Source organism: Planococcus maritimus, assembly GCF_001592825.1.
GTDB classification, from domain to species: Bacteria; Bacillota; Bacilli; order Bacillales_A; family Planococcaceae; genus Planococcus; species Planococcus maritimus_C.
Map to the genome: position 1 here is coordinate 1,421,959 of NZ_LTZG01000001.1, position 21,192 is coordinate 1,443,150.

Below are 21,192 nucleotides of genomic sequence, written 5' to 3' on the forward strand. Positions count from 1 at the left end.
AATATGTCTACTCGTCTTCCCAATTCCACAGTTCCACTTGCCCCAATTGCTCGCCGGCCACCATGGCTTCATCTTCCAGCTTCAATAATTCCTTGACTGGGCCAGTGACCACAGCTCCATATACCATAAAGCCGTTTTCCTCCATATACTCGTAGCGTTCATTCAAATAACTCAGGCCTAAAAATCTTTCATAATAAGCGGCAGATTTTTCTTCGAGCAAAGTTTCCATATTGGCCATCATCATCTGCTTGCTTTCTTGTATGGTCTCAGAATCAAGCCGGTAGATAGAAGAAAAGGACTGAAAATCGTCGGAAACGCTTTGCCCACCCGTCAGTCCGAAGAGCGTGTTCACCGACAAATCGTCTCCGCCGCCTCCCCAGGCACCTGGCGTGAACGTCTCAAATTCGCCCGTATGCAGTGGCATCCACAAAACATCAATATCATAAGGTTCCAATTGTGCGATTAGCTCTTCAGGCGTCATGAAACGGCCTGTCGAGAAGGCCATTTCCGCTACGGTCCCTTCGTGCAGTTTGTCCAGCGTGTTCCAAACATCAGGCTGGCCGTAAGCTTTAAGTGAATTGCCGTTGCGCGGATCTTCCGGATAGAAAAAGAAGAAACGATCAAGTTCATCTCTCGAAGGGATTTGGTATTCGATAGACGATAAGCTGTTTGACAAGCGCTTCGTCACTTGCGCCTCCCCTACGACCATTTCCTCCTTGCCCACTGTTCTGACCAAAGGGTAGGAAAATGCACTGGTGCCTAAGGGAGAAACTTCTTCCTCTTCAAACCCGAATCCCCCGCGGACATTAGGTACAGTCCAATCCAAAGCGAGTTTCGTGTAGTAGTCATTTTCTTCTGCCACTTGCAGCCCATCGGTAATAAATGCCAAAGCAATCATATAGGCACCGTATAGTAGCACCCCAATCATGAGTATGCGGAGAATCCGTATCGTTAACACAAAGCGGGATTTCTTTAATATCTTTTTTTCCAATGCCTCATTCCATTCTGTCATCATGCCACCCTTTCTGTTTTGCCAGCGCCTCCAGTTTTTTTCGCGAACGATGAAGCGTGACCTTGACTTGATCTGTTGACAAATCCATCGAATTTGCTATTTCAGCATAACTAAACGATTCCACTTCCCTTAAGTATAAAATCGTCCGGTAATGTTCCGGCAAATAATTGAACAAGGCATGCAAATCGTCGTTTCGCTCTTGCGCCAAAGCCTCATCTTCCGGCAATCCGTACGGGCTGATCATCTCCTCGGCCGGCTTGAATATATTGAGCACAGGGATGTTTTGCCTTCTCTTTCGTTTGCGCCATTCGTCAATATAAATATTACGCGCCACCTTGAAAAGCCATGCTCTCGCTTCTTCTCCTTGATAAGTATGGAGCGAGATCGTTGCCCTGACAAATGTCTCCTGGGTCAAATCTTCCGCCAAATGCGAAGAACCTGATAATTTCCAAAGATAATAATAAAGGGGTTTTGAATACAGTTTAAAAAGTTGTTCCAGCTGTTGATTTTTCATTGTGTCCCCCTTTATTAATCTCTACCACTTACACGTTTGCTTTTCCTTAATGTTACAGTTTTCCTGAAATAATTTGCAAAAATAATTCCATCCCCTTTCCTGTAACTGGATAAAATTATTTTATTTCGGCACACAAAATGGTGTTGACTTTTGAAAATAGAGGCGTATATTTTAGCTTGTACAATAGAATCCACCTTTTATTATCGCTGAGACAGAATGAATTTCTGTGCGGGGGAACCAATTTGATCGCCACTTGATCTCGGGGTGAATCTTCATTTTTGAAGAAGGGGTACTCTCCATCCCTAATCCGACAGCTAACCTCGTAAGCGTAGAAAAGAGAGAAAAGGTCTATCTCAGACCGTTTCTTTGAAATGGTTTTTTTGTGCTCAAATTTAAGGGAAAAGAGTGGAATGGCAATGGGATGGAACAAAAAGCAGTTCGCAGTGATCGGATTAGGAAGATTCGGGGGCAGCATTTGCAAAGAACTGCATCAGATGGGGCACGATGTACTGGCAATAGACCGCGACGAGAAAAAAGTATTGGAGTTCGTGGCGTTTTCTTCCCATGCACTTCAATTGGATTCGACAAACGAGTCTGCATTGAAGCGATCCGGAATCACCAATTTTGAAAATGTTATCGTCGCAATTGGCGAAGATATCCAATCGAGCATTCTCACGACTCTCGTGTTGAAAGATCTGCAAATTCCCAAAGTGTACGTTAAAGCACAGAACCATTATCACCAGAAAGTGTTGATGAAGATCGGAGTGGAGCAAGTCGTTCAGCCCGAGATTGAGATGGGGAAAAAAATGGCTGAACATCTAGGCTCCCAAAAAATTATCGATTCCATCGACCTTTCTGCAGACTATAGCATTACCGAATTGATGGCCACGCCAAAAGTTAACCGGAAGTCGTTGAATGACCTGAAGATCCGCTTGAAATTCGGCGTAACTGTCCTTGCGATTAAACGTGGGGAGAACTTGAATGTTTCCCCGTTGCCACATGATATCTTGCAGGCAGGGGATGTTTTGACGGTGCTCGGGACAAAGAAAAATATCCATCAATTTGACCGGGCGGGTTTGTAACATGAAACGATCTACTTATTTTAAAAAAATCAAAATATCGCCGCCTCAAATATTAACGATGACTTTTCTGGTGGCCATTCTAATTGGCACCATCTTATTGTATTTGCCAATCTCCACAGTTGAACCGATTTCGTGGATCGATGCGTTATTCACCGCTACGTCTGCAACGACGGTAACCGGCCTGGTTGTTGTCAGTACCGGCAATGATTTCACGATGTTCGGCCAATCGGTCATCATGGTCCTCATGCAGGTCGGCGGGCTCGGCCTCATGACATTCGCCATTTTGATTGTTTTGCTGCTGGGCAGGAAAATTGGCCTGCGGGGACGGATTTTAATCCAGCAGTCGTTCAACCAGTATTCACTTGGCGGCATGATCCGCCTCGTACAGGTTCTGCTATTTTTCGCATTTGGCATCGAATTATTGGCCACAGCGATTTTAGCGGTTCGCTGGGTTCCGGAATACGGCTGGACATACGGGCTTTTCACCAGTGCTTTCCACGCTATTTCCGCATTCAATAATGCAGGATTCTCTCTATGGGATGACAGCCTCAGCGCCTATGTCGGCGACCCAACAATCAATATCCTGATCACCCTCTTGTTCATTTCAGGCGGGATTGGCTTTACGGTCTTGTATGATTTATGGAAAACGAGAAACTTTAAGCAGCTGTCCCTTCATTCCAAAGTCATGCTGACGGGAACTTTGGCCGTGAATTTGATCGCGATGCTGTTTTTATTTGTTTCGGAGTACAGCAATATGGAAACCATAGGCGCTCTTCCGCTCGGCGATAAACTATGGGCTTCGTATTTCCAGGCGGTCACGCCGCGGACTGCAGGATTTAATTCCATCGACATCGGCAGCATGGAAACCGGCTCGATCGTGCTCATTTCACTGCTCATGTTCATCGGAGCCGGCAGCGCCTCGACCGGGAGCGGCATCAAGCTTACGACTTTCTTGGTTATCATTTTAGTGACAGCTTCTTATTTGAAAGGGAGAAAAGAAGCGGTCATTTTCAACCGTGCAATTCCCTCCCACTTGCTTGAACGGTCATTGGCGATTGTGTTCATCAGTATGTCCGCTGTTTTCGCCGGCATTCTGATTTTGTCCTATACAGAACAAGCCCCGTTTGAATGGATCATCTTCGAAGCGTTCTCAGCTTTCGGGACGGTCGGGCTGTCAATGGGCTTAACTGGGGAACTTTCCACCATCGGCAAATTCGTCATCATGGTGCTCATGTTCATCGGCCGAGTTGGCCCTGTGACGCTGGCATTTGCATTGGCCCGCCAACACCGGGAACAAATCAGCCATCCGAAAGGCGATATTTTTACAGGTTGATTGGCAAGCCACACAAGTCAAAAGCTGCACCCCAAACTCGGAGGTGCAGCTTTTTTGGCGTTAACTTCTTAAAAATCCGCCTTCTGAATGAATCACTTGCCCAGTAATCCAAGCGCCTTCTGTACTGGCAAGAAAAGCGATGACTTTGGCTGCATCTTCCGGCGTTCCGATACGTCCCAAACCGAATTTCGGCCGCAAGTAATCCCTGATCTCATCATCCATCCAACTCGTGTCGGTCGGCCCTGGATTGACGGCGTTCACCGTGATCCCCAGTTCCGCGATTTCTGCGGACAAAGAGGAAGTGAATGCTGAAATGGCTCCTTTTGTTGCTGCATAAGCTAGATTTCCTGGCATCGGCCCCTGCTCCTGTCCGGATGTTAAATTGACGATGCGCCCATCGTTTAGGCCCATTTGCTGAAATCCTTTCGCAAATTCTATAGACAATAAAAAAGTCGCTCTCATATTTACCATATAATGATCATCCAAGACCTTGCCAGTTAGATCCATATAGTTGGAATCGATCGAATGCGCTGCGTTATTGATGAGAATAGTCGGAAACCCGATGACACTTGTTACATGCGCCAAGATAGCTGCTTCGACGTCTCGCTGCGCTAAATCAACCTCCATGAACTCACAGCGCACGCCAAGCTTTGTGGTTTCTGAACGAAAACGCTCCGGAAAATTCGGTTCTGCTTGCCAGTGGGTAAAGAAAATATTTATTTCTTGTTGCGCGAGTTTCCGGCACACAGCCGCTCCGATTCCCGTATCGTTGCTGACACCGGTGATCAATGCAATGCTTTTGGGTTTTGCCATCCTTGTTGTCCTCCTGCGATAGTTTTAAAGTAGCTTCGCCATATAATACTCATCCATGTAGCTACCGTTGATGAGCAACGAATCCCGCTTCACGCCTTCAATTTCGAATCCCATCTTCTGATACAAAGCAACTGCTGATGCGTTTTCTGCTATCACTGTCAGTTCCAAACGGTGTAGATTGACGGATTTTGCCCAAGCGATCACATGGGAAAATAAAGCCTTTCCGACACCTTTGCCGCGGCTATCGCTATGGACACCCGCCACCATATAAGCGCGGTGTGAAAGTCGCTGGGAATTTTCATTTTGGGCAATCAGGTATCCTATAACTTGCTGTTCTTCGCACGCGATAAAAACACCTGATTTTTCATTGGCATTCAATACGTCAATGAACTTTCCGAACGATTCGGCTGAAATCTCCCGCTCGCCCGGATTGAATAGCATATACCCTGAATCCTCAGCGTTTTTAATGACTTGCGCGATTTGTGCTGCGTCGCGGCTTTCAGCTTTTCGAAGTTTCATCACAGAGCTCCACTCCCATTCTGTTAATAACCATTTCAAGTTCATTCAACATTAATATTTCCCGGGGAATAAACTGCGTGTAAATATGTACCGCTTTTCTATTCTAGAATCGCTTCGATATTTCAATGCCTCGAACTACTTCGTGATTTCAAATTCCGCAGCTAAAGCAATCTCCTCTGCTTCTTCATTAATATAAAAGTTTTTGACGATTCGGTATGTGCCGGCCGTCAGTTCGTAATCCAAAAATTCGAGCGGCATCTTCTGCTCGAGATGTTCTTTCGCCCCCAATCCCAGGCCAATGTCTGTGAAAGCAAACTGTTCACTGTAAGGAATTTCATGCCATGTTTCTTCTTGCAACTTCTCCAACGTCCGTTGCTCACCGAATTTGACAGTACTTGAACCAGAATTGGAAATGATTAAAGTTATATCATCAACAGGAAGCTTATAAGCTTCTTTATCATTTGTCATAGAAAACGCTGTGTTGCCATTATTGAAAGTGTTTGGCAAATTCCCATGCGAAGAGACGGTTTCTAGAATATTTTTCTTTCGATTGGTCTCAAAACTTGTACAGCCAGATAAGATTAAGAGTGAAATCAATAGAAGAATTGTTATTTTTTTGCCGGTCATCTTTCCACCCTTTCAGTCCTTATTTATCCATCCAACTAAATTCTACCATTTTTAGCCTGATAGATTTCTATTTTAAGACAAGGTCTCATACTTACAAGTCTTCAATGGCTGAACCCCCATCCAAATTTCATAGCATCCATATAGTTATTAATTAAAAAAAGCACAAAAGAGAATTGCCTCTTCCATGCTTTCACTTCGTAAACATCGCTTTTTCCGCAATAACTGACTGTCATGATCGATAAACACCCAACGGTGCATGAATTATATTTTACGATCTTCAACTCTATTGATAAGAATGTGTCTACTTTGCTATTTCACCGCCAGCCAAATCTGGTTGGACGAATCGTCTTTATACGAATCAGGATCGGTGTAAGCTTCAATAGCTGGAATATCCGCCACTTCGTAGCCGTTAGACGGAATCCATTCGGTGTAGATTTGGTTCCATGCTTCAGGCATGGCAATCGGGGCAGACCCTTGCACTTTAAAAATCGCCCATTTGGATGTTGGCACCACAAATGCACGAAAATTAGCCGGCACGCTTCCGTCATGCTCTACTGCAATCCAATAATCGACCGTATTCTTCTCTTCATTATAATTATCGGTGATTCCAAGCAAGCCGTTGATCTCACCATTCATTAACTCCGCTAATTCAGCGGCTGTTCCATCAGCATTGGCCTCCAGCCAAAACTCAGCAACCCCGTTCACTCCCCCGGTTTCGCCACACGGACATTCCCGTTTGACCCCAACGACTTGGAACGCATCTTTTTCAACAATTTGATAGTTCATCGGACTGGCTCCTTTCAAGTTCACTTGAATCATTAAACGGTTATGCGATTGCAATGCCCCCTTCCCTTTTCGCGCCTCCCTCGGACTGAGCCCATGCTGCTTGCGGAACGCTTTTGTGAATGCTTCTGGTGATTCGTAACCGTAGCGATACGCGATGTCGATGATTTTCTGATCAGTGTTAAGCAATTGTTGGGCAGCCAATGTCAGGCGGCGGCGACGCAGATATTCCCCAACGGAGATATCGGTCATGATCAAGAACATGCGTTGAAAATGGAAGGGAGAGACGTTTGCCTGTTTTGCGATGGCTGCGACGGATAGCTCATTCAGCAAATTCTCCTCCATATAGTCGATCGCTTTTTGCAAAGACTGCGCCAAAGCCATGTTCTCAACTCCTTACTCGAATAATAGCCCGGTTGCGATCTGATTTCCTGTCATTTTGTGCGCTGTTTGGACAGTTTTTGTCTACTGACTCTAGACGGATGCAAGACTTTAAAAATTCTTCAATTAGTCCCCTGCCTGTTTACTTTATAATAAACCTCTATTTGCTCATTTGTCTCAATCGTCCGGATTTTTTCCAAGTGAATCTCCATGCCTTCTAAGTGGTCGAACATCCGAGTGCCCGTTCCAAGCAGCAACGGAGCGATAGCGATTTGCAATTCGTCCACCAACTTCGCACGCAAAGCTTGCTGGCCGACGTCCGCCCCAAGAACCACGACATTTTTCTGGCCTGCAGCGGCTTTTGCTTTTTGTATAGTGGCTTCTATGCCATCTGTCACAAAGCTGATACTCAATTGGCTGTTTTCTTTTGGATGTCTAGCGGGCGGATGATGCGTTACGACAAAAATAGGTACTTGAAATTCGTAATAATCGGCATAAGCATCTGGGTCGTCGGCCATATCATAGGTTCGCCGGCCCATCACCACCGCGCCTGTCCTTGCCATCTCCTCATTGATTTCATCACTCGGCTTAAAACTTTCATAAAGCTTATCGAGTTTCCCATGTTGGTCATTGATAAATCCATCGAGAGACGCAATCATTCCAAAACATACCTTTGCCATAGCTGACTCGCCCTTTCTTTTGATTGCTTGTCGACTTCCTTTGTTAATCAATTCCCCCTTGAACTCCAATTTCCTTCCCTACTAAAAAACTAGGCTTTTTGCCATAAAAAAAGAGCGACCGGCCTGAAGCCCATCCCTCTCTTTCACCTGCTATCTTGCTCATTAAATCCCTTTTGCTTCAAAGCGTTTTAAATCGTTGCGATGGCCCATAGCGACGAGCACATCGTCCAATTTCACCTCGTCGTCCGGCATTGGCGCAACGTTTACTTCATCTCCGCGCTTGATAGCCAAAATCGTGCATTGGTATTTTGCCCGAATATCCAGCTCCAGCAAGCTTTGGTTCATCAGTTTTTCAGAAGCCACCAATTCCACGATGCTGTAATCTTCCGATAAATCGATGTAATCGACGACTTTTTCTGAATCCATATGATGAGCGATGCGGATGCCCATCTCTTTTTCCGGCTGGATGACGCGATCCGCTCCGACTTTTTCGAGAATCATCTGGTGCTGCAAGTCCTTCGCTTTGACCCACACTAGCGGAATGCCAATTTCCTTAAGCATCAAGGTGCACAAGACGCTCGTCTGCATGTTCTCGCCAATCGCCACGACCGCATGTTCAAAATTTCGGACGCCTAAGTCCCTCAAGCTTGCTTCGTCTGTCGCATTCGCTACCGCTGCATGCGAGGAAAAATTGCGCATCAACTCTACTCGCTCTGGAGAAGAATCTATGGCCAAGACATCGTGGCCCAGCTTGAACAGTTCTTTGCAAATGCTGCTGCCGAATCTGCCCAGTCCGATTACGATAAATTGTTTCTTCACGTTAGTTCCTCATTTCCATAAAATCCGGCACAAGCGATAACGCTGATTCCAGCCCTCTTGAAAGCTTCTCCATGATTATGTTCAATTGACTAAAATCTACATCTGTTGAGTAATATTGTCAATATTAACAATACGAAGTTTCCTTGTTTAGCCTATCAGCTGCCATAAAAAAACGCTCTTTCTCCTTGCTTAAAAAGGAGAAACAGCGTCTTCTAAAGATGATCCATATACTATTCAAGCAAAAACGTTCACATGCAATACTAGCACCTTTTTGCTGTCCTACTTGATAGCAGTAAGCCATTGATTGCATGAATTTCACTTTGCCATGGATATTTCTGTTATGCCTTCATACGAGCTATTTTGTCGTTCAAACATTCGATCAAATAAAACATCAGCCGTTTGTTTCCGCTAAACTGCTGCGGATGTTTCCATAACTGCTGAAAAACCTCTGTTAGGACACGTTCACAAACCGCTTGGTCGTTGAATTTCCGGTAGCTGACTTTCCATAACAATAGATAGTATTCATCATATATCACTTCCAGGGCGGCTTTGTCACTAAACTTCAGTCTTTCCAGCAATTTCCCATCCGTAGTCATTTAGCACCTCTCTCTTCTTATTCAAAATACCCATAAGGAGAGAATTAAAACCCTATATTCGAGATAATATTAATATAATGGATAAAAGATAAAAAATAACAGGATCAGCTGCCGTCCATGCGGCGCCGATCCTGATTTCTTAAGACTGGATGGGATTCTCCAGGCCTTTATGAATCGTTACTTGATGCGGGAACGGGATTTCGATGCCGTTCGCATCGAAAGCTTCTTTAATGGCTTTGCGCAACTCGCGTTCAACGCCCCATTGCTCGCCGCTTTGCGCTTTGGCAATGATGCGCAAGGTCACATCCGATTCACCGAAAGCCTGCACGCCGATGACATCCGGCCCTTCCACAATCGCTGGATTGTCTTTCGTCATTTTTGCGCAAACCGTTTTCAGAACGGTCATCGCTTCATCGATGTTTTCGTCGTACGATACGCCAATATCTACGAGTGCACGCATATTTCCACGTGAATGGTTGCTGACAGTCGTAATGTCCCGGTTTGGGATAAAGTTTAAAGTGCCGTCAAAGCTGCGGATTTGCGTCGTGCGAAGTCCGACTGATTCAACCACGCCGTCAATGGCGCCGACCGTTACATAATCGTTGACGTCAATCTGTTTCTCCAACAATAGGAAGAACCCGGTGACGACGTCGCTGACGAGGCCCTGTGCCCCAAACCCAACCGCAAGGCCGACAATCCCAGCACCGGCAATAAGACTTGCGACAGAGAGACCGAAGATGCTGAACACGGTCGCGACCAATACAAAGATTAATGCATAAGAAAAGACATTTTCTGCAAGCGTCCGAAGCGTCAGTGCACGGCCATTGGTAATATCGCCTTTTTTCGTCAATCGGTCAAACGAACGGCTGATTAATTTTTTCCCGATCGCCCGGACAATGACGAATGCGATCAAAATTCCGATTACTTGTGCAGCGATAACTCCCGCATCAACTAGTAGTTGTCCCCAATCAATATCAATAAAATCCAACAAACAATCATTCCTTTCACATTCTTTGGCTGCCTTCAATAAAGACCAAATGGCGCAGCCTATCTGTATTTACCTGTTTCTTTATAACATAAATAAGGGTGCTATTTCATGCTTCTGCCCCAAAATCACTGCATTTAGCCACTCATTCTCTCTTTTGCAATGCACGAGAGGTTTTATCTTGAATGGAGGTGGTAGATAAAGGGAGAAACTAACGATTCCAAACTGAGGAGAGATTATAAATGGCGAATATCCAAAACCCTAGAACGCAATATACAACGGAAGATTTTCCGAAACAGTATCAGGAAGCCCCTGGCGTACAAAACCAAATGACCCCCGTGCCGGATTGCGGCGAAAAAACTTATAAAGGCTCCGGCAAACTCGAAGGCCGCAAAGCCTTAGTAACGGGCGGAGATTCCGGAATCGGCCGCGCTGCAGCTATTGCATATGCGAGAGAAGGCGCGGATGTGGCAATCAATTATTTGCCGGCGGAGCAATCCGACGCGGACGAAGTGAAACAATTGATCGAGGCGGAAGGCCGCAAAGCCGTCTTGATCCCCGGCGACTTGAGCGATGAAGCGTTCAACAAGGAAATGGTTGAAAAAGCGAACACCGAACTAGGCGGCTTGGACATTCTGGCACTCGTTGCCGGTCAACAGCAAGCCGTTAAAGACATTGCCGACTTACCGACTGAACAACTGGAAAAAACCTTCCAAGTCAATGTTTTTTCCATGTACTGGACAGTGAAAGCGGCGCTTCCGCATCTTCCAGAAGGCGCCTCCATCATCACGACGAGTTCGGTTGAAGGCTTTGACCCGAGCCCGATGCTGCTCGATTACTCAGCTACGAAATTCGCGATCATCGGCTTTACGAAATCCCTAGCCAAACAAGTGGCCGACAAAGGCATCCGCGTCAACTCAATCGCGCCGGGCCCGATTTGGACAGCGCTGCAAATCTCCGGCGGACAGCCGCAAGAAAACATTCCCGAATTCGGCAAAGGCACGCCTGAGACGCCAATCGGCCGTGCAGGACAGCCGGCAGAACTCGCTTCTGTCTATGTCTTCTTGGCTTCTATTGAATCTAGTTATGTCACGGGACAAATTTACAGCATCACCGGCGGCATGACGACCGCTTAGGTTGATATTCAAAAAGCGTGGGACACCAAATCAATCGGTATCCCACGCTTTTTTTCAATCAAACATTTTTCAGCCATGTCAGCAGGCGCAAAATCTCCAAAGGTTCAGCCCAGCTGATGACAAATAGGACGATGAATAAAGCAGAGAGCGCCCAAACTTTCAATTGGCCCGGCTCTTTTTTCAACGCCGCCATAAAGATGGCCCCTGCGGATAAAAAAAGCAGCAGAAAACCGGTTAATGCCAGCGGGTCGGAATAGCCGGACATCCTGTGGTTTAGCACAAGCAATAATGTCCCCGATACGATGAGCCCAATTGAATACCTACTGAACACCCCATCACTCCTTTCTAAAGAAAGCCCGCCGTTCATTACGGTGCAAATCCATAATAGAACAGAATATGTGCATAAAAACCAACGAATGCGACCACCAATGTCATTAAAATAAATAAAATCATCATGATGACTTTGGAAATTTGTCCGACTTGCAAATTCCATATCCCTTTATAAACCTGCACCCACAGTGCAAGGACGAATGGAACGACCATCAACAGATAGAAAATGAAAAGGCCATTCACGAAGACACCGTAATAATCCCGGTTCACGCTTTCGCTGGTCCTGAAATAGCGGCTCATCCGAAAGAAGAATGCCAGAAACGACAATTGCACGATAAGCCCGTAGATAAATAAAGGCATTCTGAATTTCCCCAAGTTTCGCAGCATCCACAAACTTGCACAGTACAAGATGGCGATTAGGATAGCTATGTAAAAGCTGAATGGATAAAAAATAAACGCACCACCTTTAGTTTAGCTGTGTTTTCGCAAAAAATCGGCCGTGCTATAGCTGCTCAAAATAATGCTTGATTCGATTAATTGTCTTCTGTAGTGAATTTCTTGTAGCCATCCCACTCGTAAATGACTTCATGCTCTTCGCCGTTTACAGTGTAGTTGATCTTGGCAGCACGGTCCGGGTCCTCAGATACTTCGCCGATTTTCAGTTTGAGAACGATGCGCCCTGTTCCGTCAACTTCGTATCCATTTACATCTTCAACCTCACCAATCTCATGTCCTTCGGCGTAAACTCCGACTTGCTTCAGCGGATCGGCCCCATACGCTTCATAGGCAATGCCATCCTTCTCAAATGAAACCGGTTCGCCCTGTTCTTTCACCAAGTCAAAAGAATTGATGGTAGCAGGCGTTTCCCCTGTCCATTCGATTTCGTGAATCATGGAATACATGGTATCCGCTTCAATAGGGTTTGCGTATATATTGTCCAACAGAAATTTTCCGCTTTCTTCCTGAGTGTCTTGTTCCGAATCACTGCAGGCCGTCAATGACAGGATTAGTTAGTACGGAGGCGAATAAGGCTATGGATTTCCTCATGGCATTCATCTCCTTCAATCAAAGGTTCAAATGGCTAATCCATAAATATGAGCTACCAAAGAGCTTGTTCTTCATCAGTGAATTCAACTAAAAACGGGTAGGCAGCGAAGATCACGAGCCCACTAGTGAAGATCATGATCAAGATGATGCTTAAGGGAAGGTCAAATAACACCCCGAAAAGCATCACTAACGGTGTTAGAAAATTTAAGAGGCCGGCTCTTTTTTTCGATTCGGTAGTCAGAAATTGCTTTTTTCCGCAATGTGGGCAAATCATGCCCGTATCCAAAATGAACATCTTTTGGACAGTTTGCTTCCAGCCCCATTGTTGATGGCAGTTTTGGCAAATTGGCATGGACTCCCTCCAGTTGTATTTCTTTTAAGTTCGTGTTTTTTCTATTCCTTCTCCCTTTTAGACTAACAGAGGTAACCAAAGATTCCCACAATTTAAATACCAATTAATTGGATTTTCGTATTCCCATTCCTGCCTTTCTACATTTTTTCGCATGAGAAAAAGCAAGAACTGGCGATCAGTTCTTGCTCTTACTGCTGTTAATTCATATAACGATGCTTTCTCAAGCTGTTCAAATTGGCGATTTCCTGCAGGAGTTCTTCTCCGATATTGGTCTCGCGCACCTTTTTGCGTTCGAGTTCTTCGTCGACCAATCGCTTGATTGACAAGACGTCGGTCCCGTTTTGCAAGACTTCTTCCTTGGAATTGAAACGCTGATGGGCAACGAGCTGCATGCCGTAGGAGTTGTACAACAGCGTATAGCCGGCAATCCCCGTCGTCGATTGATAGGCTTTTGAGAACCCGCCATCGATGACGATCATTTTGCCGTTCGCCTTAATCGGATTTTCGCCGTCTCGTTCTTTGACTGGCGTGTGCCCATTGATGATGCGGCCGTGTTCTGGATTCAAATCGAATTCTGCCAGCATCTTGCGGCACATCTCTTCGTCTTCACGCAAATGATAGTATGGGTTTTTCCGTTCTTTATGCGTTGCTTTGTCTGCGATGAAATAACGCTCAAAGGTCGTCATCTCCCGTTTGCCAAATAATGAGGAGTTTTCGCCTGTCCATTGGTACCACACCATATCGGTCGCGAAATCATCGGTCTCTTCTGGATGCGCAAAGGCATAACGGGTATATTCTTCAAAGATATCGAGCAGTTCCCGTCCGGAGTAACTCTCGCCTTCGATCTGCATTTCCTTCATATCCCCATTTTCCTCGAGCGGGATGCAGCCGTGGATCAGCAAATTGCCGTTGTATTGGAGATACAGGCGCCCTTTTTTCATGAGGAATTTCATATGCCGTGACAGTTTCTCGGAATGCTGAATCGAAAACAGCAGTTTATCGATCACTTGCTGCTCTTCTTCTAGCAAGCGGTCGGGGTGTTCCGGGTCGATCGTGGCAAAGCACGTATTTTCAAGCGCATAGGTCTTGCCGTGAATCGTCGCTTCGTTTTTCTCGTAATCGACTTTTTCTAAAAGCAAGCGGTCTTCCATAGCGAAGCAGGAGCGCCGTTTGATGATCGGGCTTTCCAATTTGAACTGGATGATCGAGATGGCTTGGTGAATTTTGGTGATCTGCAATTGTTCCTGCTCTGTTAATTGTTCATCTGAAATTCGTTTCGGATGGAAGGCCGGATTGTCTTCATAATACTTCTCCGCCAAATTCAACAACGGCCGCAAGTTGATGCCATACACGTCCTCGATGATGTCCAGATTGTTATAGCGTGCACAGATGCGGATGATGTTGGCAAGGCATACTTTGGAGCCGGAATAAGCACCAATCCACAGCACATCGTGATTCCCCCATTGGATATCGACCGAATGGTAATCAATGAGCGTATCCATGATCTTATGCGGGTCTGGTCCCCGGTCGTAAATGTCACCAACAACGTGCAGGTGGTCGACGGTCAGGCGCTGCATCGTATAGGCAAGCCCAACAATTAATTTGTCTACTTGTCCGAGGGAAATGATTTGTTCGAGCATTTTGGCGTAATAATCTTTTTTATTCGTGAATTCGTCGGTTTTGTATAGCAGCTCTTCGATAATATACACAAACTGTTTTGGCAAAGCCTTACGCAGTTTGGAACGCGTGTATTTGGACGATGCATAAGATACCAGCTTCAACAGCCGTTCAATCGTTTCGATATACCATTCCTTCAATTCTTTTTTGCTGCTGAAATGGCTTTTGATCAAGCTCAGTTTTTCTTCCGGATAGTAGACAAGCGTCGCAAATTCGTTGAGCTCTTCTTCCTCCATCTCGTTTTTGAACAAATCCCTGATTTTCACTTTGACGTTACCCGATCCATTGCGCAACACGTGCTGAAACGCCTGATATTCACCGTGGAGGTCACTGACGAAATGCTCCGTCCCTTTTGGCAAATTCAAGATGGCTTCTAGGTTGATGATCTCTGTCGCTACTTTTTCTTCGCTGTCGTATTTTTCTGCCAGCAGATCCAAGTATTTTGAACTAATCATGCGGAATCCTCCTTCTAGCGTTTGGGATATTGTGCCGATCTGTTTAGCCAGCTGGGCCGGCAAGTAAATTATTATATAGTGTTAGTCTATAGCAGTTTCCGAGAACGCTCCACAAAAATTTCAGCTTTTAAATAAAATTTGGAAGAACTGCCTTGCCATTTTTCTTTTATTGCGTCGCAAAGGCTTTTATAGGTATATAGTTACTGTCTTAATAAGTCATATTCCATCTATAATAAGAAAAAACTGATAAAGGCAAACTTACCTGAAAAGGAAGGACGCAAAGCCATGAGCCTACCCACTGCTAAAGCAGTGCACGGTCGTCAGGTTGCCAGGCACCCATTCTGCGGGCCTCGGCCAACAGAATGGAGGAAACGAATATGTTGAAGAAAGCGGCGATATGGATGTTCGCACTGTCTCTCATGCTGACAGCGTTCAGCCATGCAGAAAACGTTCAAGCAAGCGGCGATACGCCTGATACCCGTGCTACTTGGCTATGGAATCCATGGATGTTTGTGGAAGATGAGGCAGCTACGCTGGCTTTTCTCGAGAACAAAAATGTCAATAAAGTCTATGTCCAAATCGACCGGGATATCCCTAAAAATACTTACCGCAGTTTTGTTACACAAGCGCATACGCGTGGCATCGCTGTATTTGCACTCGATGGAGCACCTTCATGGGTGGCTCCAAAAGGATTCACTAACCAAAACCAATTAATGAACTGGCTGGGCAATTACCAAACCGGATCGCTTGCACAGGCACGTTTCGATGGCATTCATTTGGATGTCGAGCCCTATCTCTATAGCGGTTGGAATTCGAACCGCGCAGCAACCGTGAAATCCTACCAATCGCTTCTTCAAAGAGCCGCAACGAGCTCTGCGCAGTTGAACTTGCCGCTAGAAGCCGATATGCCTTTTTGGTTCGATGAGATTCCTTATAAAAATACCTTCGGCAAAGGATTATTGGCTGAATGGGTCATCGCCAATACCGATGGGGTAACGCTGATGGCTTACCGTGATTCTGCCCCGATGATCATCGAAATCGTCAAAAATGAAATTGCCATGGCCGAGCGATATGGCAAGAAAATCGTTGTTGGGGTAGAAACAGGAACAACCGACGAAGGCAGCGTTATCACTTTTGCTGAGGAAGGCGAAGCGTATATGAACCAGCAATTAGATAAAGTGGCGAGCCATTACTCAAGCTCATCGGCATATGAAGGAACCGCCATTCACCACGTAGGCAGTTGGATGACTATGGCTCCTTGAATACCTGACACTTCCATTACCTAATGGAAGTGTTTTCTTGTCTCCTCCTTTATGAGCAAATTGTGAAACGTGTTTGGTTAAATCCAGGAAACAGGAAATTCTCAATACAAAATCCCTTACTTACAAACAAAATGATGTTATTCTATAAGTGGAAAATATTATCTATTATTGAATTAGAAGTTGAATATTATGGTATTTATTTGGGAATTCTATAAAGAAGACCAAGCTAATATCAACCTGAGAAACACTCTTTTGAAGAAGGTGAAGAACATGGCGCAGACAGATTATAAAGCTTTACTCGCAGATCGAACGGAACGCGATTTTGCAAAATGGACAACGCTTGAAACAGTTCCAGAAAAAGAAATCTACCGCTTTCTACATACGATGAAAGGCACCGCAGGAACGATCGGGCTCACAGACTTATCTGAGTTTTGTAGCAAACATTTAGATGCTTATTCAGACAGCAGTACTGACTCGTTGCCAATCGATTCCCTACAAGCGATGATGAATCAGTTGAGGAGCTTTTTTGCTGTGGAAGACAACGAAAAAGCCGAAGAACTCTCCATTTTGGAACCTCTACAAAAATCTGCATCTTCAGTTGATGAATCACTTGTGCTGATAATTGACCCCGACGCAGAATTTGCAGCGCAAGTAAAAGAAACCTTAGAGCAGCAAGGCATTCCGGTTGTCATCGCTTTGGACGGCCAAAAAGGAATGGAGTTGTTTTACACACTACATCCGCAAATGGTTTTATTGGATCTTCATTTCCCGGATGCTGAAGGCTTCGATTTGGTCAGCCGTATTTACGAAGCTGGACGAGGCCGTCATCTTCCAATTGCCATTGTCAGCGAGGATGACCAGATGGACAACCAGATCCGCGCCATGGAAATCGGTGCTACGGATTTCTTGGCTAAGCCCTTGAATATGGATTTTTTCGTTCCGTACATGATGAACCGCCTACATAGCCAGGAACTTATCTTGCAAGGAACCCGCTATGATGACTTAACGGGAGCCGGCAACCGCAAAGGTTTCAATGAAGTGTTGCTGCAAATGACCCACCTAGCGGAACGAACCGGCAAAACTTTCACGCTGGTCTTATTGGACCTCGACCATTTTAAAAAAGTCAACGATGATTATGGCCACCCCGCGGGAGATGAAGTCCTGAAAACATTCAGCGACATCCTCCTGAACAAAAAACGGGAATCGGATTATTTCTTCCGCTACGGCGGTGAAGAGTTCGCCCTTATTCTTCCGGAAACGAAAGCCCAGTCCGCGGCTTCAGTGGTAGAACGAATCCGCGAAGCGGTCACTTCAACCGAGTTCAAAGTTGATGGTCATGAACCTTTCCGCATTTCGTTTTCTGCTGGAATCAGCGAATACCGCTTAAAACAAGAGACCTTGATCACCACAGCGGACCAAGCATTGTACCAAGCCAAAAGAAATGGCAGAAACCAGACCATGATTTATGAGTCAGCACAAAAAGAGGTGCGAAGAAAGCTCAACATCCTTATTGTGGATGACGATTCTCTCGTCCGGAAATTGGTTTCAAAACATTTTTCCAACTGGAAAGCGGACGATTTCGATATCCATATCGAAGAATTTTCGGACGGCTTGGCCCTAATCGAATCCGATTGGTACCGCGCAGAGGAAAGTTATATGATCTTATTGGATGGCGTTATGCCAAAAATGGACGGCTTGGAAGTGTTAAGCCACATCCGTACCCAGTATCCTCACGATAACATCGTCATTTCCATGCTGACGTCGAGAACCAATGAATCCGATATCATCTTGGCACTGAAGAGCGGCGCAGATGATTACATCGTCAAACCATTTTATGCACAGGAAGTAGTGGCGCGCGTTCAACGGCTCACGAAGAGGATGTTCGAGTGAACCTATTTTTCTTCTGGATGCTCAGTCTCTCACTGTTTATTGGCCAATTGGTTTTGCTTGGCATTCTGGCTTGGCGAAAACAGCGGACAAACCGGAAAGAATCTTCCGTTGATCGGCAATATGACGACCTAATAGATGCATTCAGTTCTTATATGATAGATCAAGACGATGGCCGCTTTCTTCAACAATTGGATGCCTCTCCCAATAAGCAAACCGTTCTTGAACGTTTGCTGAATCATTACGTAGCAGTGACGAAAACCGGCCCTACTTCGGATGAGATTACCGCTTTGGCAGAACAATACCTCGCACACCGCTATGCTAAACTATTGAAGCAAAGAAACTGGGCGATGCGCATGAACACTTTGTATTTTATCGAAGACTTCCGTATGGCGTCGTTGATTCCGCAGCTCAAGGAAAAGCTTCACAAGCACTCTAAATTGGATCAAGAGACCCAGCAGCTCATCCGCACACTCGCTTCATTGAACGAACCTGTTGCGATTGCGGCATTGGCCGAATTTCCGGAAGCGCCGGCCCGCTTGTACATCGATGTCTTTAAGCGGCTGGACGAATTGACGAAGCTGGATGAATTGGATGCTGCACTTGATGCAAATGCCAGTCCCGCGCTAAAGCACGCGGCTATATCTTATATCGGCATGGCGGGGATTATGCTGTTTCTTCCGCGCATTGAACAAGAGCTTGAAAATGAGGACCCTGAAATGCGGATCCAAGCTTTAAAAGCCTTGCTGCATTTGCAATACATGAACGATCCCGGTTCATTGACTCCTTTCTTCAGCTCAGACTCTTGGCAGGAGCGCATGTTTGCCAGCCAGATTGCAGGGGCTTTGCAATTGTCCCGCTACAAGGAACGGCTTAGCGAGTTACTGGGAGACTCAGTTTGGTGGGTACGTTATTCAGCCGCAGAGGCCTTGACGCAGTTTTCCGACGGCGACATCCTATTGTCCCACCTTTCAACTAACCACCCCGATCGTTATGCACGTGATATGGCGAATCAGTGGAAAACCTCTCTTTCAGGAAGTGAACAATAATGCAGGAAACCGCGCTTATCGTATCCTATATCGTCATTGCATATATGCTTTTTTCAAGCCTGAGTTACCTTGGGCTTTTTGCGCTTGCTTTCCGCAAAGTGAAAAGGGAAACCAAACTGGATAAAAGGGAATCCACCGAAGATTTTCTGCGCAACCAATCTACTTATCCCGTATCGATCTTGGTTCCCGCTTATAATGAGGAAGTCGGCGTGGTCAGCACAGTCCGTTCGCTATTGGCACTCGAATATCCGGAGAAGGAAATCATCGTCATCGATGATGGATCGAAGGATGATACGTCTTTGCGCATGATTGAAGAGTTCAAGATGACCAAGATTCCTTTTGCTGTCCGCATGCACATTGAAACGGCAGAAATTGAGTCCATTTACCAATCATCCATCTTCCCCTACATCCGTCTGATCAAAAAAGCGAACGGCGGAAAGGCAGATGCTTTGAATGCGGGCATCAATCTCTCGTCTTTTCCTTATTTTTGCGCCATTGACGGCGATTCCATTTTGGAAAACGACGGATTACTCAAGACCATGAAACCGATCATCGAATCGGATGGGCAAATCATTGTTACTGGCGGGTCTGTCCGCATTGCCAACGGCTCGACCATTTCACGAAGCAAAGTCGAAGTTATCGGCCTGCCTAGAAGCCCGGTTGTTCTTATGCAAATCGTGGAATACTTCCGGGCTTTCTTAATTGGCCGCTTGGCTTTAAGCCATTTAAATATCTTATTGATCGTATCCGGTGCTTTTGGGGTCTTCAATAAAGAACGGGTTATTCAAGCTGGTGGCTACAATAAAAATACTGTCGGTGAGGATATGGAACTGGTTGTCCGGCTGCATCGATTGCTGCGGGAAGAGAAATCTAAGCAGCGCATTGAATACATTCCAGACCCTGTCTGTTGGACAGAAGCCCCCGATTCACTCGGTGTTCTTAAGTCGCAACGAATTCGCTGGCAGCGTGGGTTATTCGAAACTCTTTGGACTCATCGAAAGCTGATGTTAAACCCTAAATATGGCTCGATCGGCTTGTTTTCCATGCCGTATTTTCTCTTCGTGGAACTGCTGGGCGCCGTGTTCGAGTTTATCGGCTATTTCATCATTTTCGGCGGCTTCTTCTTCTCTTTGGTCGATCCGCAAGTGGCCGGTGTCATGTTCTTGGTGACAGTTTTCTACGGTTCCCTTATTTCGGCATTGGCCGTATTATTAGAAGAGTTGACCTTGCATAAATACCCAAATGTTTCCCATTTGGTGAAGCTTTATTTCTGGGCATTGACCGAAGCCTTCTGGTATCGTCCGCTAATGGTGCTGTGGCGCGTCCAAGGGATTTTCGCAGCGTTCCGCAAAAAAGCCCATTGGGGAGACATGAAACGCAAAGGCATTTCTACGTAAATCTAAAGGAGGCAAATTCATGAAAAAAATATTGGTCGCAGATGATGAAGACATCTTGCGTACGTTGATCGTCGACACTTTAGAAGACGATTTTGAGATGGATGAAGCAGAAGATGGCAAAGAAGCCCTAGCCAAAATCAGGGCGACTGACTACGACCTGGTCTTACTCGATTATATGATGCCTTATTTAACGGGTATGGAAGTGCTCGAGGCTGTCCGAGGTGAGCAGAATGATACTAAAGTGATGATGCTGACAGCTAAAGCCCAAGATGCCGACCGGGAAAAAGCAATAGCAAATGGGGCGGATTACTTTATGTCCAAGCCATTCAGCCCGATGGAATTGCTGTCGCTAGTCGAAGAAATATTGGAGGCGTAAGCTTCTTTCAAACACATCAAATAACCCCGTTGGAGAAAAGGATTCCCTTTTCTCCAACGGGGTTTATTGTTGAGAAGCTT

The 21,192-nt window shown here is 45.7% G+C and carries 23 protein-coding genes and 2 riboswitches; of the genes, 8 read left to right on the forward strand and 15 right to left on the reverse strand.

Features of this window, described 5'->3' with window-relative positions; translation table 11 throughout:
• Window positions 1-7: 7 nt before the first annotated feature.
• Together AY633_RS07030 and AY633_RS07035 are read right to left on the reverse strand one after the other, a co-directional pair.
• Window positions 8-1,012, reverse strand: a complete 1,005-nt coding sequence (locus AY633_RS07030) for an anti-sigma factor (protein WP_068487896.1) — start codon at window positions 1,010-1,012, stop codon at window positions 8-10.
• Window positions 996-1,526 carry a sigma-70 family RNA polymerase sigma factor gene (locus AY633_RS07035; RefSeq protein ID WP_068487617.1) on the reverse strand — a complete coding sequence of 177 codons (531 nt, stop codon included), beginning with the start codon at window positions 1,524-1,526 and terminating at the stop codon, window positions 996-998. The genes AY633_RS07030 and AY633_RS07035 overlap by 17 nt, the downstream gene beginning before the upstream one ends.
• A 194-nt stretch (window positions 1,527-1,720) precedes the next feature.
• Window positions 1,721-1,870: riboswitch (cyclic di-AMP (ydaO/yuaA leader) on the forward strand.
• Between the two features lie 72 nt (window positions 1,871-1,942).
• Here AY633_RS07035 and AY633_RS07040 point away from each other — a divergent pair.
• Window positions 1,943-2,608, forward strand: a complete 666-nt coding sequence (locus tag AY633_RS07040; protein WP_068487618.1) for a potassium channel family protein — start codon at window positions 1,943-1,945, stop codon at window positions 2,606-2,608.
• A gap of 1 nt (window position 2,609) precedes the next feature.
• Window positions 2,610-3,941 (forward strand): TrkH family potassium uptake protein, encoded by a 1,332-nt coding sequence (locus tag AY633_RS07045; RefSeq protein WP_068487619.1) that lies wholly within the window; start codon window positions 2,610-2,612, stop codon window positions 3,939-3,941.
• Window positions 3,942-4,001: 60 nt separating this feature from the next.
• On the opposite strand, the gene AY633_RS07050 is transcribed toward AY633_RS07045, so the two are convergent.
• The 8 genes from AY633_RS07050 to AY633_RS07085 all read right to left on the reverse strand — a co-directional run bounded on the left by AY633_RS07050 (window position 4,002) and on the right by AY633_RS07085 (window position 10,150).
• Window positions 4,002-4,754 (reverse strand): SDR family oxidoreductase, encoded by a 753-nt coding sequence (locus AY633_RS07050; RefSeq protein WP_068487620.1) that lies wholly within the window; start codon window positions 4,752-4,754, stop codon window positions 4,002-4,004.
• 24 nt (window positions 4,755-4,778) lie between these two features.
• Entirely contained in the window at window positions 4,779-5,273 is a 495-nt protein-coding gene (locus AY633_RS07055) for a GNAT family N-acetyltransferase (RefSeq protein WP_068487621.1), read from the reverse strand.
• Window positions 5,274-5,408: 135 nt separating this feature from the next.
• A complete protein-coding gene (locus tag AY633_RS07060) occupies window positions 5,409-5,900 on the reverse strand; it encodes an immunoglobulin-like domain-containing protein (RefSeq protein WP_068487622.1) in 492 nt (163 codons plus the stop codon).
• A gap of 309 nt (window positions 5,901-6,209) precedes the next feature.
• Window positions 6,210-7,067 (reverse strand): AraC family transcriptional regulator, encoded by an 858-nt coding sequence (locus AY633_RS07065; RefSeq protein WP_068487623.1) that lies wholly within the window; start codon window positions 7,065-7,067, stop codon window positions 6,210-6,212.
• Between the two features lie 119 nt (window positions 7,068-7,186).
• On the reverse strand, window positions 7,187-7,744 hold the full coding sequence (locus AY633_RS07070; protein ID WP_069577095.1) for a dihydrofolate reductase family protein: 558 nt from the start codon (window positions 7,742-7,744) through the stop codon (window positions 7,187-7,189).
• Between the two features lie 162 nt (window positions 7,745-7,906).
• Window positions 7,907-8,563, reverse strand: coding sequence for a potassium channel family protein (locus tag AY633_RS07075; protein ID WP_068487625.1), 657 nt, complete (start codon window positions 8,561-8,563; stop codon window positions 7,907-7,909).
• A 338-nt stretch (window positions 8,564-8,901) separates the two neighbouring features.
• Window positions 8,902-9,159 (reverse strand): RNA polymerase sigma factor, encoded by a 258-nt coding sequence (locus AY633_RS07080; protein ID WP_068487626.1) that lies wholly within the window; start codon window positions 9,157-9,159, stop codon window positions 8,902-8,904.
• Window positions 9,160-9,298: 139 nt separating this feature from the next.
• Complete coding sequence (locus AY633_RS07085; protein WP_068487627.1) at window positions 9,299-10,150, reverse strand: mechanosensitive ion channel family protein; 852 nt, start codon at window positions 10,148-10,150, stop codon at window positions 9,299-9,301.
• 236 nt (window positions 10,151-10,386) lie between these two features.
• Here AY633_RS07085 and AY633_RS07090 point away from each other — a divergent pair, with 236 nt between their 5' ends.
• Window positions 10,387-11,280, forward strand: coding sequence for an SDR family oxidoreductase (locus AY633_RS07090; RefSeq protein WP_068487628.1), 894 nt, complete (start codon window positions 10,387-10,389; stop codon window positions 11,278-11,280).
• 58 nt (window positions 11,281-11,338) lie between these two features.
• Here AY633_RS07090 and AY633_RS07095 read toward each other — a convergent pair whose 3' ends face one another.
• The 5 genes from AY633_RS07095 to AY633_RS07115 form a co-directional block, all read right to left on the reverse strand.
• On the reverse strand, window positions 11,339-11,611 hold the full coding sequence (locus AY633_RS07095) for a hypothetical protein (protein WP_068487629.1): 273 nt from the start codon (window positions 11,609-11,611) through the stop codon (window positions 11,339-11,341).
• A gap of 35 nt (window positions 11,612-11,646) precedes the next feature.
• Window positions 11,647-11,970 (reverse strand): hypothetical protein, encoded by a 324-nt coding sequence (locus AY633_RS07100; RefSeq protein WP_068487630.1) that lies wholly within the window; start codon window positions 11,968-11,970, stop codon window positions 11,647-11,649.
• A gap of 173 nt (window positions 11,971-12,143) precedes the next feature.
• The gene (locus AY633_RS07105; RefSeq protein ID WP_145915654.1) at window positions 12,144-12,551 is read right to left on the reverse strand and encodes a hypothetical protein; all 408 of its coding nucleotides are present in this window, start codon (window positions 12,549-12,551) and stop codon (window positions 12,144-12,146) included.
• A 158-nt stretch (window positions 12,552-12,709) separates the two neighbouring features.
• Entirely contained in the window at window positions 12,710-13,009 is a 300-nt protein-coding gene (locus AY633_RS07110) for a TIGR04104 family putative zinc finger protein (RefSeq protein ID WP_068487632.1), read from the reverse strand.
• Between the two features lie 197 nt (window positions 13,010-13,206).
• A complete protein-coding gene (locus AY633_RS07115; RefSeq protein WP_068487897.1) occupies window positions 13,207-15,138 on the reverse strand; it encodes a fructose-bisphosphatase class III in 1,932 nt (643 codons plus the stop codon).
• Between the two features lie 244 nt (window positions 15,139-15,382).
• Window positions 15,383-15,474: riboswitch (cyclic di-GMP riboswitch) on the forward strand.
• A gap of 44 nt (window positions 15,475-15,518) precedes the next feature.
• On the opposite strand from AY633_RS07115, the gene AY633_RS07120 reads away from it, so the two are divergent.
• From AY633_RS07120 to AY633_RS07140, 5 genes are all read left to right on the forward strand, one after another.
• A complete protein-coding gene (locus AY633_RS07120; protein ID WP_068487633.1) occupies window positions 15,519-16,403 on the forward strand; it encodes a glycoside hydrolase family 10 protein in 885 nt (294 codons plus the stop codon).
• Between the two features lie 270 nt (window positions 16,404-16,673).
• Window positions 16,674-18,293 carry a diguanylate cyclase gene (locus AY633_RS07125; protein ID WP_068487898.1) on the forward strand — a complete coding sequence of 540 codons (1,620 nt, stop codon included), beginning with the start codon at window positions 16,674-16,676 and terminating at the stop codon, window positions 18,291-18,293.
• The gene (locus AY633_RS07130) at window positions 18,290-19,339 is read left to right on the forward strand and encodes a HEAT repeat domain-containing protein (protein ID WP_068487634.1); all 1,050 of its coding nucleotides are present in this window, start codon (window positions 18,290-18,292) and stop codon (window positions 19,337-19,339) included. Before AY633_RS07125 ends, AY633_RS07130 begins: the two co-directional genes overlap by 4 nt.
• A complete protein-coding gene (locus tag AY633_RS07135) occupies window positions 19,339-20,736 on the forward strand; it encodes a glycosyltransferase family 2 protein (protein ID WP_068487635.1) in 1,398 nt (465 codons plus the stop codon). Before AY633_RS07130 ends, AY633_RS07135 begins: the two co-directional genes overlap by 1 nt.
• Before the next feature lie 19 nt (window positions 20,737-20,755).
• Window positions 20,756-21,112: a response regulator transcription factor gene (locus AY633_RS07140; RefSeq protein WP_068487636.1), complete on the forward strand. Its 357-nt coding sequence runs from the start codon at window positions 20,756-20,758 to the stop codon at window positions 21,110-21,112.
• Window positions 21,113-21,192: the final 80 nt, after the last annotated feature.

Coding starts and splice junctions, on each gene's coding strand:
- AY633_RS07065 (WP_068487623.1), bottom strand. CDS start 7,067: ATGGCTTTGGCGCAGTCTTTGCAAAAAGCGATCGACTATATGGAGGAG.
- AY633_RS07080 (WP_068487626.1), bottom strand. CDS start 9,159: ATGACTACGGATGGGAAATTGCTGGAAAGACTGAAGTTTAGTGACAAA.
- AY633_RS07050 (WP_068487620.1), bottom strand. CDS start 4,754: ATGGCAAAACCCAAAAGCATTGCATTGATCACCGGTGTCAGCAACGAT.
- AY633_RS07135 (WP_068487635.1), top strand. CDS start 19,339: ATGCAGGAAACCGCGCTTATCGTATCCTATATCGTCATTGCATATATG.
- AY633_RS07120 (WP_068487633.1), top strand. CDS start 15,519: ATGTTGAAGAAAGCGGCGATATGGATGTTCGCACTGTCTCTCATGCTG.
- AY633_RS07045 (WP_068487619.1), top strand. CDS start 2,610: ATGAAACGATCTACTTATTTTAAAAAAATCAAAATATCGCCGCCTCAA.
- AY633_RS07055 (WP_068487621.1), bottom strand. CDS start 5,273: ATGAAACTTCGAAAAGCTGAAAGCCGCGACGCAGCACAAATCGCGCAA.
- AY633_RS07060 (WP_068487622.1), bottom strand. CDS start 5,900: ATGACCGGCAAAAAAATAACAATTCTTCTATTGATTTCACTCTTAATC.
- AY633_RS07040 (WP_068487618.1), top strand. CDS start 1,943: ATGGGATGGAACAAAAAGCAGTTCGCAGTGATCGGATTAGGAAGATTC.
- AY633_RS07090 (WP_068487628.1), top strand. CDS start 10,387: ATGGCGAATATCCAAAACCCTAGAACGCAATATACAACGGAAGATTTT.
- AY633_RS07100 (WP_068487630.1), bottom strand. CDS start 11,970: ATGCCTTTATTTATCTACGGGCTTATCGTGCAATTGTCGTTTCTGGCA.
- AY633_RS07125 (WP_068487898.1), top strand. CDS start 16,674: ATGGCGCAGACAGATTATAAAGCTTTACTCGCAGATCGAACGGAACGC.
- AY633_RS07035 (WP_068487617.1), bottom strand. CDS start 1,526: ATGAAAAATCAACAGCTGGAACAACTTTTTAAACTGTATTCAAAACCC.
- AY633_RS07030 (WP_068487896.1), bottom strand. CDS start 1,012: ATGACAGAATGGAATGAGGCATTGGAAAAAAAGATATTAAAGAAATCC.
- AY633_RS07110 (WP_068487632.1), bottom strand. CDS start 13,009: ATGCCAATTTGCCAAAACTGCCATCAACAATGGGGCTGGAAGCAAACT.
- AY633_RS07140 (WP_068487636.1), top strand. CDS start 20,756: ATGAAAAAAATATTGGTCGCAGATGATGAAGACATCTTGCGTACGTTG.
- AY633_RS07070 (WP_069577095.1), bottom strand. CDS start 7,744: ATGGCAAAGGTATGTTTTGGAATGATTGCGTCTCTCGATGGATTTATC.